The 13,448-nt window shown below is 37.4% G+C and carries 13 protein-coding genes; 8 read left to right on the top strand and 5 right to left on the bottom strand.

Going from position 1 to position 13,448, the window contains the following annotated elements; all coding sequences use genetic code 11:
• Positions 1-20: 20 nt before the first annotated feature.
• The gene (locus PYV58_RS08190; protein ID WP_034618306.1) at positions 21-2,033 is read left to right on the top strand and encodes an alpha/beta fold hydrolase; all 2,013 of its coding nucleotides are present in this window, start codon (positions 21-23) and stop codon (positions 2,031-2,033) included.
• 108 nt (positions 2,034-2,141) lie between these two features.
• Here the strand turns inward: PYV58_RS08190 and PYV58_RS08185 are convergent, their stop codons facing one another.
• Positions 2,142-2,561 carry a GFA family protein gene (locus PYV58_RS08185; protein WP_034618305.1) on the bottom strand — a complete coding sequence of 140 codons (420 nt, stop codon included), beginning with the start codon at positions 2,559-2,561 and terminating at the stop codon, positions 2,142-2,144.
• Positions 2,562-2,727: 166 nt separating this feature from the next.
• Here PYV58_RS08185 and PYV58_RS08180 point away from each other — a divergent pair, with 166 nt between their 5' ends.
• Together PYV58_RS08180 and PYV58_RS08175 are read left to right on the top strand one after the other, a co-directional pair.
• On the top strand, positions 2,728-2,973 hold the full coding sequence (locus PYV58_RS08180; RefSeq protein ID WP_004719281.1) for a hypothetical protein: 246 nt from the start codon (positions 2,728-2,730) through the stop codon (positions 2,971-2,973).
• A 108-nt stretch (positions 2,974-3,081) separates the two neighbouring features.
• Positions 3,082-3,519, top strand: coding sequence for a PaaI family thioesterase (locus PYV58_RS08175; RefSeq protein ID WP_034618304.1), 438 nt, complete (start codon positions 3,082-3,084; stop codon positions 3,517-3,519).
• 36 nt (positions 3,520-3,555) lie between these two features.
• Here the strand turns inward: PYV58_RS08175 and PYV58_RS08170 are convergent, their stop codons facing one another.
• A complete protein-coding gene (locus PYV58_RS08170; RefSeq protein ID WP_034618303.1) occupies positions 3,556-4,245 on the bottom strand; it encodes a hypothetical protein in 690 nt (229 codons plus the stop codon).
• Positions 4,246-4,382: 137 nt separating this feature from the next.
• Positions 4,383-5,015: a metal-dependent hydrolase gene (locus PYV58_RS08165; protein ID WP_034618302.1), complete on the bottom strand. Its 633-nt coding sequence runs from the start codon at positions 5,013-5,015 to the stop codon at positions 4,383-4,385.
• A gap of 56 nt (positions 5,016-5,071) precedes the next feature.
• On the opposite strand from PYV58_RS08165, the gene PYV58_RS08160 reads away from it, so the two are divergent.
• Both PYV58_RS08160 and PYV58_RS08155 read left to right on the top strand, forming a co-directional pair.
• Complete coding sequence (locus tag PYV58_RS08160; protein WP_227504295.1) at positions 5,072-5,443, top strand: hypothetical protein; 372 nt, start codon at positions 5,072-5,074, stop codon at positions 5,441-5,443.
• A gap of 71 nt (positions 5,444-5,514) precedes the next feature.
• Positions 5,515-5,691: a hypothetical protein gene (locus tag PYV58_RS08155; RefSeq protein WP_275059797.1), complete on the top strand. Its 177-nt coding sequence runs from the start codon at positions 5,515-5,517 to the stop codon at positions 5,689-5,691.
• Positions 5,692-5,845: 154 nt separating this feature from the next.
• Here the strand turns inward: PYV58_RS08155 and yaaA are convergent, their stop codons facing one another.
• Positions 5,846-6,625: a peroxide stress protein YaaA gene (gene yaaA, locus PYV58_RS08150; RefSeq protein WP_034615843.1), complete on the bottom strand. Its 780-nt coding sequence runs from the start codon at positions 6,623-6,625 to the stop codon at positions 5,846-5,848.
• Between the two features lie 124 nt (positions 6,626-6,749).
• Between yaaA and PYV58_RS08145 the strand changes: the two genes are divergently transcribed.
• Complete coding sequence (locus PYV58_RS08145; RefSeq protein ID WP_004719268.1) at positions 6,750-7,382, top strand: alpha/beta fold hydrolase; 633 nt, start codon at positions 6,750-6,752, stop codon at positions 7,380-7,382.
• Between the two features lie 52 nt (positions 7,383-7,434).
• Here PYV58_RS08145 and rtcR read toward each other — a convergent pair whose 3' ends face one another.
• Positions 7,435-9,036 (bottom strand): RNA repair transcriptional activator RtcR, encoded by a 1,602-nt coding sequence (gene rtcR / locus PYV58_RS08140; protein WP_034615846.1) that lies wholly within the window; start codon positions 9,034-9,036, stop codon positions 7,435-7,437.
• 272 nt (positions 9,037-9,308) lie between these two features.
• Here rtcR and PYV58_RS08135 point away from each other — a divergent pair, with 272 nt between their 5' ends.
• Positions 9,309-10,286 (top strand): ribonuclease Z, encoded by a 978-nt coding sequence (locus PYV58_RS08135; RefSeq protein ID WP_034615849.1) that lies wholly within the window; start codon positions 9,309-9,311, stop codon positions 10,284-10,286.
• Positions 10,287-10,927: 641 nt separating this feature from the next.
• Entirely contained in the window at positions 10,928-12,559 is a 1,632-nt protein-coding gene (locus PYV58_RS08130; RefSeq protein ID WP_275059796.1) for a TROVE domain-containing protein, read from the top strand.
• The last annotated feature ends 889 nt before the right edge of the window (positions 12,560-13,448 follow it).

Below are 13,448 nucleotides of genomic sequence, written 5' to 3'. Positions count from 1 at the left end.
GACAAAGATTGATCTAGTTAATGATTATGCAATACTCAAAAAACAATATTTTGCTTTGTGCTTTAGCAATGAGCCCATTGATTTTATCTGGATGCCAAGTTGTCAGTGTAAAAAATCAAAAGGTGAACGTAACCATTGCCAATGAACGTGACAGCATTTTGACCCGTTCAAAAATGAGTGAAGCCAGCTTAAATGTTTTATCAATGACTGGACGTGAAGCCAAATCGTGTACAGATGAACCCGAAAAATGTGTGGCCGATTTAGCCGAAATTCCACAGATTCAAGATGAACAACTGCTTTCCACCGCAAGTGAAATTTACTTAACCAAAGCAATCAATCTTGGTGACTCATCTAATTGTAAAGTCAGTCTTTTTTCAAAACATCAATCCACTGAAAAGCAGCAAGCCTCTCAGAAAAACTATGAGCAATGTTTAGATCAGCAAATGGTGATGCTAGATAACAGTATCCGTTATAGTTATGCCTATTTATTTAAAACTGAACGCCAACCTCAAGACCGTATTTTTAACAACAGACAAGTTCAGATACGTGACTTTTATAATCAAGCTTTAGCCAAACTGATTTCGACATATGCCATAAGAAATAAAAACCAAAAAGTGGCAAAACAAATTAAAGTGGGCAAAAGCACTTATCGTATTAATTTTAATGGCTACCCTGCACTGGCTCAAATTGAACTTGAAGATCTCGTTTCAAGCTATAATTTAAACTTCTCAGGATTACGCTCGATCAACCGTAGAGACGGTTTCGGTGCAGAATTTGTGGCAATTTTACCTAACACGACAGCACCTGAAGAAAACAAATATATTGTGAATCCATTTGATTATAAATACAAAAACGGCATGAATCCCAATATTCATCAACCGCGTTATTTATCGGTCAGTATTGCAGCACAACCTGAAAATGCAAATGAATCATTACAGAACATCTTACATAACCCAAATTTTCAACTGAATGTGTATGACCCGTATAGCATTGAAAATTTAAAAATTGGCGGTAAGCAATACCCACTTGCTGCAAACTTTTCAGCTCCCTATGGCCTATGGCTGGCTCAAAACAACTTAGGCATTGCAGCTTATTTGAGCTTAATTGATCGCGATCAAAGCCTGACCATGCCTCATTTATATATGCTTGAACCGTATAACCCAAATAAGAAAGTGATTGTTTTGGTACACGGTTTAGCCAGTAGCCCTGAAGCGTGGATTCGTTTAACCAATGATATTATGGGCGACAATGTATTACGTGAGCACTATCAAGTCTGGCAGGTTTTTTATTCAACCAATATGCCGATCTTAGAAAGCCGTTTTCAGATCAATGCCATCATTAATCAAGGTTTTGCTTCAATTAATCAGAATTCGGCTTCTGCTAAAGATGCCGTGTTGATTGGGCATAGTATGGGCGGGATTATTGCGCGCTTATTAGTCAGTGATGCTAATCTGACGCAACCTGCCTTAAAGATGCTGAACAATCGTAAATTTGATAAATTTAAAGATGATCCAATGTTCAAATCTCGTTTGACCATTCAATCTGTGCCTAATTTTGACCGTGCTATTTTTATTTCAGCACCACATCGTGGTACTGCATTTGCTGATCGCTGGTTCACTTTAGCTGCTCGTCGGATTATTAAGCTGCCAGGTGCATTCTTGGGGGCTTTAGCTGACTCTATTGATGATCGTGATTTAAATGCAAAAAACTTTTTAAAAGATGTTGGGCATGGACTGATTCAAAATGGTCCAAGTGACTTAAGCCATAGCTCAAACTTCACCAAATTGACTGAAAACGTGATGCCCAAGAAAGACATGATCTATCACTCAATTATGGGCAATATCACCAATAGCACAGATCCTAACGTGATGACGGATGGAATCGTTCCATATACCAGCTCACATTTGGACGGCGCAGTATCTGAGAAAATTATCAAAGGTGGTCATTCGATCCAAGAGACACCTGAAGCCGTATTGGAACTTAGACGGATTTTAAGATTACATTTGACCGAACTTGGGCTTTATAAACCTTAAACTCAGCGTCCAAGCACATAAAAATGCCAGTCAATCTTAAATTGGCTGGCATGGAATTATTGGTTTTATAAAAATCTAAGGTCTTATCCGAATCAGTGAATAACTCACTTATGAATCAGTGGTTCCTGCAAAAAGCGCGATTACATCTGCTTCGGTTAGTTTTTTTGTCTCATTGTTAAAAGCATAAAACTCAGGCTTATTGTCTATAAAAATTTCCATATCGAATTTTATATCTTGAGGCTGTTGATCCAATGCAAATGCATTGATATTGCAATAACTCTGGTCTTTAGTCCGCCAAAATAAATTTGTACCACAACAGTTACAAAAGCCTCGCTCGCCCCAATCAGAAGAATTATAAATGCTTAAGTGCTGATCTTGAGTAAACTGTAAACTGCCCTGTTCGACATCAATCGTCATAATTACACCGCTCGTTTGTCTTCGGCAAATTGAACAATGACACGCATGAACATCATGATTTTTTAATTCAACCGTAAAAGTTGTTGCCCCACAAACACATTGCCCTTTCATAATGATTTCCTTGTTTTATAAATTTTCCATAAAGATACTACAATGATGTAGTGAAATTATAGTGAAACAGATATTTTTTATCATACGGATGTTTTTTAATTGAAAAGCCAAATGATTCGCTCTAAATTAGTCAATACAACAATTTAAATATAATATTTGGAAAAGTATGCGTTATAAAATTATAGATGTTTATCAGCTCCAAAATATTCAACGGTATATTGCAAAGTGTCTAAAGACACAATCACCTCAATTCATTGTGATTGAAAGTGATCAAACCTTATGTAAAGAGCTCGATATTATTGATGTCGACTTACAAGCATCGATTGCCACGTGGGCAACGGGTGAAAGAATTGATTTAAAAATCATTCATCAATCCAACCATATTGAAAAATTCTACGATTTTGAACATTAAAAAGATCAACTCAATCGTTCAAATTCAATAAAAAGTTTGACAGTAAATCCCTCAACATCATATTTTATTTTAAGTTCTCTTTTAGAACCCCATATAAAGGATAAATATATGAAACACCCAAAAGAAATGACAGGGCTTGAATTTCTACAAGCAATGGTTGATGGACAAATTCCTAGAGCATCGATTAGTGAAACCATCCCGATGGATTTACATGAAATTTCGCATGGTCATGCAAGTTTTAAAGTCAAAGCGGATCAGCGTCATTTAAATCCTTTAGGTGGCGTACATGGCGGTTTTGCAGCAACAGTTTTAGATTCAGCAACTGGCTGTGCTGTACATACCACCCTAGAAGCAGGCGTAGGTTATGGGACCATCGATTTAAATGTAAAAATGTGCCGCCCTGTACCTCAAAATAAGCAATTATTTGCTATTGGACAGTTGATTAATTTAAGTAAAAGTCTTGCCATTTCTGAAGGGAAATTGGTCGATGAAGATGGCAAATTATATGCACACGCAACAGCGACCTGTATGATTATTCGTGCATAACTGGCTGCTTAGAGTGCTATTTATATTGAATAGCACTTATTCAGCATTAGCCTTCGGTTCATCAACATACATCTTACCCATCTTCAGCTGTTCTAGGCTCTCATCCCATTCCAGATTACGCTTGCAATTGATTGCTTCTGCACGGCTAATTTCTGCCATGTTTTGCCCACAATATCCTCCACCAACTTCGACTTGAACGATAGCTTTGGCTTGATTATTGATAATCTGATAAGAAAATACCGCACTGTTAAAAATTTCTTGTATGGTTTTATGATCTTTAGATTGGTAGATCACCAGCTGATCTCCCCCATGCCCTCTAAATACACCATCTTCAACACACCTAATCGAGTCAGGTTCATAAATATATTCTGGCTGATCATTCCCAATTAAATCCACAACCGTAACAACATCTTTCATATCAACCGCTACAGCTTGCTTACAATGTTTCTGCGCATCTTTTACCTGCTGTATAAGCTCATCAGGATAATTTAATCCTTTAGATTTATGCTCTATTTTTGCTTCAGTAACAGTCGTAGGAATTTCGACTTCAACTTCACTGCTTGCCTTTCCTGTATCAGCTTTTGCACGATCAACTTTGTCATTATTATCTGCTGCAATCGCTGCTTTTTTCGTAGACTCCGCTGGAGCTGCATTCTGAGAATTTTGTTGAGAACAAGCGCTTAAGAAAACAAGCCCTGATAAACTCAAAATATTGACAATGTTCAAAATATTTTCCTAAATACAAACTAAGGTTTCTTAATAAAATAAATACTTAAAGTTATGAAATTTAACTATAAAAATGAAATCAGCAAATTTATAAAAGGTCGAATAATAACGATTTCTGCTCTGATATAAATTCACTTTTAAAATTTTGACAAATTTACTTTAGCATTTTGCTCAAAATGTTTTCTAAAATATTCAGTCTGATACAAAGGTTGCATTTGATAAAAATGCTGTAAAACTTCTGCTCTTTTGACTTTATAGATTTCAGCGTCAACCCACGCGTATTCTTGTTGAATTTGCTGTTCATATTCTGCAAAACGTTCAGTAGAGCTAGCCAAAATTGCTAAATCGATATCAAATAAATAATTTAAATCATGCTGTTTAGACGGTTGATGCTCTTGTGTTGCAATGATCCATTGAGAAACTTTGTCTAAGACCGATTGCGTTAAAATATCCGCACAATGCTCACACATTAATTGAGCACTTTGTTGTTCATTATCTTTTGCTTGTGGATTATAAACGGCATCATGAAACCAAATTGCCAACTCAACAGCAACAGGATCATTCAATTGCGCTTTTACTTGGTGAAATAACGCAAGGCATTCGACAATATGTTGAACCGTATGATAATGACGTTGTGGCTCGGTATAAGCAGCAACAAGCAACTGCTGTAAAAAAATACACTGCTCTGTTTCGATTGCTATGTGATTCGCAAATTCAGCCCAATACTGATTGAATGGTTTGAGGTAATTTTCTGTTTTAGCTATGATCATATTTATAGAACATCTAAGACTTTATATATTAATACAACATTTTTGGCTGTTATCCCATGATCAATAAATCAAAATTTTTAGCCCCTTCTCATTTAGACAAATTTGCTTGTTATAAACACGCTGGCTATTTTCAAGATCTCATTGATATTGAATGGCGAGGTCAAATACAATCCTCCACACAAAATAAACGATTTAAAATCAAATATTATGGAGAGATTTTTGAAGAATATCAGCTCATTTGTGGGACAGACTTTACACCAGAACTCATCTACGCGGTAGATGTAGAAAGCAATGAAGAAATTTTACTTTTTGATGGTACGCAACATGGTTATGATCCCATGTTCTGTGATGAGTTTACACATGAACAAATCACCGAAAGACCTGCAGATTATTTTATAGTCAAACTAGCTAATTATTCATACAAGTGATTTCTATCAAGTCATTGATCAAAAATGAAGCTTATTTTTTGTGCTTTTGAATCATAGATGGTGATCCTACCGTGGGGCGACAGGGATGTCGCCGTTGGGCGGGGGTACAGGACGTACCCCTCGCACAACATGAGCAAAAACAAAGCACTGCTTTGTTTGCAGCGCAAGGTTTGGCAATCCCTGCGAAAAGTGAGGCATCGCCTACGCAAAGCTATTTAAACATTGAATGTAAGGTGTGGCAGCGCTAGATTTACATCATCAAATAATTGATTTAATTAAAGATATGTTTAATTTTATTCAAATCAAAGCGGTAAATTCGCTTGGTCATGAATACATTATTTTTGAAAAAGAGCTGGCTTAAGCAAGCCAACTCTCTTTCAATACATTAAACGATTGAAATACTTAAGCAACTTGCTCATCACGCTTAAATACCAGTTCACCTTTCAATGAACTCTCGGCGTCAAAATAATAACCATCGGTATTAAAGGATTTAAGATCATCCATTTTTTCCAATTGATTTTGAATGATGTATCGAGCCATTAAGCCACGCGCTTTTTTAGCATAGAAGCTAATCACTTTATATTTACCATTCTTCTGATCTAAGAATACTGGTTTAATAATATCAGCCTGAATTTTTGCTTCCTTGACCGATTTATAGTATTCATCAGAAGCAATATTGACCAATAACGTTGAGCCGCTTTGTTGCAAATCCTGATTGATCAAATCGGTAATTCGATCCCCCCAAAACTCATAAAGATTATGACCACGGGTATTGGCAAGTTTTATTCCCATTTCCAAACGATACGGCATCATTAAATCAAGAGGACGTAATAAGCCATATAGACCAGATAAGCTGCGTAAATGATCTTGCGCAAAATTGAGATCATCTTGCGACAAACTATATGCATCCAGACCTGTATAAACATCGCCTTTAAATGCAAAAATCGCTTGTCGCGCGTTGGCAAAACTAAAGTCAGCATTCCAGTCACGGAAACGCTCCGCATTGAGATTGGCAATTTTTTCACTGACACTCATCAAACTGGCAATATCTGAAGCGGAGAGTTTACGACTTAGGTCTATAAGCTGTTGAGATTGATCCAGCAGTCTTGGTAGAGTGTGCGTATCGGTCGGGAGTGCTGACTGGTAATCGAGCGTCTTAGCAGGGGAAATTAAGGCGAGCATGGTCTTCCTGATCAAAAAATAACTAATCAAACTATAACAGTCGGGATATTTTAATTCCAATTCATGTTTTCTGTGAACAGAATCGGTAAACTATCGCACTTCCCTGCTTATGATCGTTTAAATTATGTCCGAACAACTGTTCATTCAAGGTTCGGTTGGCAAAATTGAAGTTTTTGTTGACTATCCTGTGGGCGAAGTAAAAGGTTTTGCTGTCGTTTGTCATCCTCACCCACTGCAAGGTGGTACACCTCAACATAAAGTTCCTGCTTTACTTGCACAAATCCTCTCTGAACAGGGTTGTGTGGTCTATCGCCCAAGTTTTCGTGGTTCTGGACAAAGCGATGGAATCCATGATGAAGGCTTTGCTGAAACTGAAGATATTCTAGAGGTCATTAGACACGTTAGACAATTACACAAAAGTCTACCTTTCTATGTTGGCGGTTTTAGTTTTGGTGCACATGTAATGGCAAAAGCCTATCATGCGCTCCCTGATGAAATTAAACCGCAACAAGTGATCTTATGTGGTTTACCAACATCCACTGTAGATGGTCTACGTCATTATGTTACCCCAGCAATTAAAGGCGATATCCTGTTTGTACACGGTGAAGCAGATCCGACGACTAAACTCTCTGATTTGCTTGAATGGGCGAAACCACAGCGCCATTTAATTACCGTATTGCCAGGTGCAAACCATTTCTTTACAGGTTATTTAAAGCAGTTAAGAATCGCAATTTCGCGTTTTCTTCTTGTGCCATAAATCTGAATTTAAAAAGAATTCTAGGATAAATAAGGTGAATGATTCACTTTATTTATCCGTTCACATCATCCCAACTCAGAGCAAATTTGGCCAAATACTTTTTCACGCGATCACTGTCGTTGGTGGTTTGTCTTTGCTCACGAGATACAGAAAATAAACGCCGGCCAGCATCGGCCATGGATTTCGATTTTTGGCAAACCTCAATCACCCCTTGCAATTGAATACGATCAAATTCATCAATCTGCGCCACTTGTTCAGCACTTAAAATTTTCATCAGTGACGATTGGGTTAACGCATCTTTATTTTCAGCAATATTCCAAATTTGTTGTAGTCGGCCAATCTCAGCATTTACTTCATGTAAACCAATACGCTCGCCATTGGCTAAAGTCGCCATACGTGTCACGCTTGCAGTTAAATCACGAAAATTCCCTTGCCAACTGGCATCTGCAGATTGCGCAAATTTTAAATATTTCTCTAAGGCATCGGTATGAAAACGTAACTGACGTTGATGTGCAACAGCAAAACGCTGTAATTCAAAGGTGATGTTCGGTTCAATATCTTCCACACGATCTTTTAAGCTCGGTAAAAAGAAGGTCCATGTATTTAAGCGAGCCCATAGATCTTCACGGAAACGCCCTGCACGGACTTCCTCACGTAAATCTCGATTGGTTCCTGCAATCAACTGAAAGTCAGCCTGAACCTCTTTATCACTTCCTACAGGAAAGAATGACTTATCCTCCAAGGCCTTGAGCAACATGGCTTGCTCATCCAACCCTAGCTCGCCGATTTCATCGAGAAATAAAATGCCATTATCCGCACTTTTTAAATAACCAGTACGTGCTGCAATAGCGCCTGTAAATGCACCTTTACTATGACCAAATAATGTCGACATCGCACTATCACCAACCAGCGTTGCGCAGTTCACATCAATAAAGCGCCCTGAAAGATGAAATTTTTCCTTTTTCAATTGATAAATTTGCTTGGCTAAATGCGACTTACCGACCCCTGTTGCACCCATAATCAAAATTGGCGCACTTGAGCGTGTTGCAACCAGTTCTACTTCTTGAATCATTTGATTAAAGTTTTGGTTCTTCGTGGCAATATTGGCTTTTAACTGCTGCCAATTTTCAGCTTGTTCATGTTCAAACCGCTGGGTTAATGCTGCATATCGAGATAAATCTAAATCTATAATCCGATATTCACCCTCAGGTTGTTGTTTACCTGTAGGTGCACTTTGAATGAGTTTGGCTGGTAAATAATGCGCATCAATTAATAAATACCAACATATTTGCGCAACATGCGTACCTGTGGTGATATGTAATAGATAATGATTGTTCTCAGTATCAAAAGAATATGATTTTACAAAGTCATATAATGCACCATACATATCCGAAAAATCCCAGGGATCACGGATATTCACCTTATGGCCAGTAATCTGGGTTTGTGGTGAGATTTCTAAAGCATCTTGTCGCAAATGATCAATTAAGCTGACATTACGGCGATCATGTAACAAAACCAGCTCATCAACCACTAAATCTTCATGCATCAATAAACTCATGGTGGGACGCCAGCGTTGCCAGCGATCAAGTTTTTTCCCTTGATCTAAAGTAGAACCCACAAAACCAATCACGACTGTTTTTTTAAATTTTTGCATATTTCTATAAATCTATAAAATTTTATATATCTTGCTTAAAGCATAGTTTTATTTTGTCAAAAATCAAATACTGTTTATACCGTCATTTTTAATATTTTAAAAATCTCAGTTTCTCTTTTGAATATAATGCGACTATACTATTGATGTACAAAGCTTTTACTCACTTCTCCCATCACCGTCTGATTCGACACTTTTTTGATGGAATCCACTCTGCTTTGTTGTAAAAACAATCATAGAAAACATTTTAAATATTCAATAGGTTTTAATTCCTCATGTTACAGTTTACATTCTTAGGGACATCCTCTGGTGTGCCCACATTAACACGCAATGTGTCAGGTTTAGCGATTCATTATTGCAAAAGCAAAGACTGGATATTGGTTGATGCAGGCGAAGGTACACAGCATCGTATTCAACAAGCAAAACTCTCTTTACAACATTTAAAAGCCATTTGCATTACGCATGTACACGGCGATCATTGTTATGGCTTGATGGGTTTACTGGCAAGTGCTGGTATGAATGCACGTAAAGATCCAATCACACTGATTGCACCCAAAGAAATTCAGCAATGGTTAGAAGTTACCTGTCAATTCACTGAACTTTTCCTGCCTTATCCAATACATTTTATCGATGTAAATACGTTGACGAGTCCATTGCAATTGGATGAGCATATTTCTATTGACGTTCATCACTTACACCACCGTGTGACAAGTTATGCTTATGGCTTTAAAGCGACACATACTCAGCGCAAACTCAATATTGAGGTTTTAAATCAACTCAAAATTCCGAAAGGTAAACTCTGGGGCGATCTACAACAAAGTCAAAATATTGAGTGGAATGGGCAGTCGATCTTAAGTCAAGATGTTCTCATTCAAAACACTCAAAGTGTTTATGCCATTGTCGGTGGAGATAACGATCAGCCAGAATTACTATCCAACGCTTGTCAGGATGCAGCACTGCTGATTCATGAAACAACCTATACTCAATCGATATTAGACAAAGTAGGCGCAGGTCCAATGCACAGTTCTGCGAAAATGGTCGCTGAGTTTGCCGAATCGATTCAGCTACCCAATTTAATTGCAACGCATCTCAGTGCCCGTTACCACGATGCACAAGGTGTGCAAAGCATTGGTGATGAAATTGCTCAGTACTATCATGGCAATTTTTATATTGCTGATGATTTTGATCAGTATGAACTAAATATGCACGGCGAATTAACACAGCTTCGCACTGGGAAACCTTGGGAAAAGTAATTTTCCCAACTTCAATTTAATGCTATGCAATATTGTTGAATCATAGATGGGCGTTCTATCGTGTGGCGACATGGATATCGCCCATTATGTGTAGGAATGCGGGGGTACAGGATCTACCCCTCGCCCAACATGAGTAAAAACAAAGCACGGCTTTGTTTGCAGCGCAAGGTTTCGCATCCCCTAGAAAAGTGAGGCATCGCATACGCAAAGCTATTTAAACTTTAAATGTAAGGTGTGGCAGTGCAAGCTTTTTATATTCAAATAGTTTATTCCGACTGCAATTAATTTAATTAAAAATATGAATTAAGAAAAATTATCTTTTTGTGTCTGAGTTTTTTTAATAGGTTGACTGTACCCCAACTAACTTTGCTTTTAGCTGGATTTAGTGTCCTTTTTTATTTGCACAACATTAGGCTCATTGATTTTTTATTTTAAAAATAGAAATAAAGATAAAAACCTATAAATAAAGATATTTTATTTTATACCTTTTAAATTTAAAAGCACATAACCACTGAACTTTTAAAATTTTTAAACGCATAAAATCAGTCATTTAAAAATAAAAATTCATTCCAAAGCAAAACTTGGCACACTCTCTGCAATATCTATCTCAAGAAATTAAAAATTCACTTGAGGATGCTGTCATGGCGAACAAGACAATTTTTGCCTCTAAACAACAGGCAAAACCAAAAACCATTGAATACAACGAAGCTGGTGGTCGCGCATATAAATTAAAATCTCGTGCCGCATTAGCGCAGCTTGCTGCAACAGGTACACTGAATCAGACCTTTTATCAAAATGCACAAGTGCAACTTGATAATATTCTAAACCTAGCGCTTGAAGTAGAGCCTGAATTTGTGGCTAAAACTGCAATTTATGCACGCCAAAAGGCACATATGAAAGATACACCTGTAGTGTTATTGGCTTTACTTTCTGAACTTGATGCAGAATTATTTAAGCAAGTTTTTCCTTTGATTATTGATAATGGAAAACAGTTGAGAAATTTTGTTCAAATCATGCGCTCTGGAATGATTGGTCGCAAGTCATTAGGTTCATTACCGAAACGTATGGTCAATGAATGGATTCTTTCAGCATCGGATCAACAATTGATTGCGGCCAATATTGGAAACAGCCCTTCACTTGCCGATGTGTTAAAAATGACTCATCCAAAACCAAAGACAGTTCAACACGATGCTTTTTTTGCCTATGTCCTAGGAAAAGAATACCAACTTGTCCAACTTCCGACTCAAGTGCAAGCATTGGAAGAGTTTCGATTGGGAACAGCAACACAATTACCTAAAGTGCCGATGCAGCTTCTAACCAATTTAAATTTGAATGCGAAACAATGGGCCGAAATTGCAAAAAATGGTTCTTGGCAAATGCTACGTATGAACTTAAATACCTTCTTACGCCATGATGTTTTTAAAATCAAAGGAATGACAAAAATCATTGCCGATAAATTGATGGATGAGCAAGCCATAGCCAAAAGTCGAGTATTTCCATATCAATTGATGATGGCTTGGTCAGCACTTGCAGAGGATATGCCACATGAAATTGCCAATGCGCTAAAGTTTGCTATGCAGCGCGCCATCGCCAATGTACCGAAACTTGAAGGAAATGTGGTGATTGCGATTGATGTTTCAGGTTCGATGTCAAGTTCTGTGACGGGTTATCGTCAGGGTGCAACCTCTCAGTTACGTTGCGTAGATGCTGCTGCATTATTTGCTAGTGCATTTAAATATGTAAATCCAAATATTCGTTTGATGCCGTTTGATACTGAAGTTCGTCAATTATCCAATTTCAGCAAAGTACAGGAATATTTAAAACGAAAAAATTTTGGAAAACAGCAAAATTCAGAAATTGATATTTTTGCTTTGGCTAAAAAGTTTGCCAGCATGTGTGGTGGAGGAACTGATTGCTCTAAGCCTTTGGAACTGTTAGTGAAAGAAAATGCCAAAGTTGATATGGTAATTTACTTCTCTGATAATGAATCATGGGCAGATCAAGTTCCAAGATCACATCGAAAAACAGGGATGATGCATTATTGGAAACAGTTAAAACAGCATAACCCTGATGCAAAACTGGTGTGTGTTGATTTGCAACCCTATACCACCACACAAATGCCTGAACATAGCGATGTGATGAATATCGGTGGGTTTTCCGATACGGTATTTCAACTGATTGAAAGTTTTGCCAAAAATGAAATGCATGCAGATCATTGGGTAAATGAAATTGAAAAAATAGATATTACACAAACTCAGCTTTATGCAAGCTGAATGTATAAACAAATTTGATCGAGTCTCTTCAAGTGTTTGCATTTAACAATGTCCATACTTGATAAGACTGGGTTAGATAAAAAGCACAAATGCCATAGGAACTACATTCCAAGATTATGCTGTTTCTATATTTAATTGTTGTGCTAAGTAAGAAATTGCCAAATGCAGATAGAACTACATTACTTTGAATAATTGATGTTTTATCGACACCTTTGTTGGCAAAATACATCGCATAAAATGCGTTAAGGACTACATCTTTAATGCGTAGGTCGGTGGTTCAAATCCACCCTTTTCACTCTTTTCCAAGTTTGAAAAGTAGCTCAGTTGGATAGAGCAACGAAACGTCTTTAACATTTTGTTTATGTAAAGCAGTAAAAGAATCAAATGCTTCAAGGACTACATCTTAAAATTGACGTCATCGGTGGTTCGAATCCACCCCATCATTTCGATGATGGTCGCCAAGTGGTAAGGCACGAATGTCTTTGAAAAACTTGTTGATTCACTTGTAGGGCAGTATAGGAAAATATGCTGGGGTCATCAGTCCATCAAATACTCATAGGACTACATTAGAATTCATAGATCAGAGGTTAGATTCCTCTGCTGTATATATACAGTCGCTTAAAGCAAAAGCGGTGAATTGTTTGTCTTATAATCAAATTTGTTGATGGGCTTTGACCTATGTTTAAATGATCAAATGCCTGTTGGATTACATCGCAATCTCACGCACAGTATTTCGGGTACTGCACATATCCAACACCAACTTTTTTTGATCTTCTATATGCAATAATGAAAGTAGATCAAATGCTTTGAGGACTACATTACGCGTTTGTCGGTGCTTCGATACCACCCTGTATGACAAGATACAGTAGCTCAGTTGGTAGAGCCACGA

Origin of the sequence: Acinetobacter sp. TAC-1, from assembly GCF_029025845.1 — a bacterium.
Taxonomy (GTDB): domain Bacteria; phylum Pseudomonadota; class Gammaproteobacteria; order Pseudomonadales; family Moraxellaceae; genus Acinetobacter; species Acinetobacter guillouiae.
Note: the sequence above shows the minus strand (reverse complement) of the source record. Positions and strands in the feature narration are given on the sequence as shown.

Bases quoted from the DNA above. Each gene is read 5' to 3' on its own strand.
- PYV58_RS08160 (WP_227504295.1), top strand. From the start codon at position 5,072: ATGATCAATAAATCAAAATTTTTAGCCCCTTCTCATTTAGACAAATTT.
- PYV58_RS08145 (WP_004719268.1), top strand. From the start codon at position 6,750: ATGTCCGAACAACTGTTCATTCAAGGTTCGGTTGGCAAAATTGAAGTT.
- PYV58_RS08180 (WP_004719281.1), top strand. From the start codon at position 2,728: ATGCGTTATAAAATTATAGATGTTTATCAGCTCCAAAATATTCAACGG.
- PYV58_RS08185 (WP_034618305.1), bottom strand. From the start codon at position 2,561: ATGAAAGGGCAATGTGTTTGTGGGGCAACAACTTTTACGGTTGAATTA.
- PYV58_RS08135 (WP_034615849.1), top strand. From the start codon at position 9,309: ATGTTACAGTTTACATTCTTAGGGACATCCTCTGGTGTGCCCACATTA.
- PYV58_RS08190 (WP_034618306.1), top strand. From the start codon at position 21: ATGATTATGCAATACTCAAAAAACAATATTTTGCTTTGTGCTTTAGCA.
- PYV58_RS08175 (WP_034618304.1), top strand. From the start codon at position 3,082: ATGAAACACCCAAAAGAAATGACAGGGCTTGAATTTCTACAAGCAATG.
- rtcR (WP_034615846.1), bottom strand. From the start codon at position 9,036: ATGCAAAAATTTAAAAAAACAGTCGTGATTGGTTTTGTGGGTTCTACT.
- PYV58_RS08165 (WP_034618302.1), bottom strand. From the start codon at position 5,015: ATGATCATAGCTAAAACAGAAAATTACCTCAAACCATTCAATCAGTAT.
- yaaA (WP_034615843.1), bottom strand. From the start codon at position 6,625: ATGCTCGCCTTAATTTCCCCTGCTAAGACGCTCGATTACCAGTCAGCA.
- PYV58_RS08130 (WP_275059796.1), top strand. From the start codon at position 10,928: ATGGCGAACAAGACAATTTTTGCCTCTAAACAACAGGCAAAACCAAAA.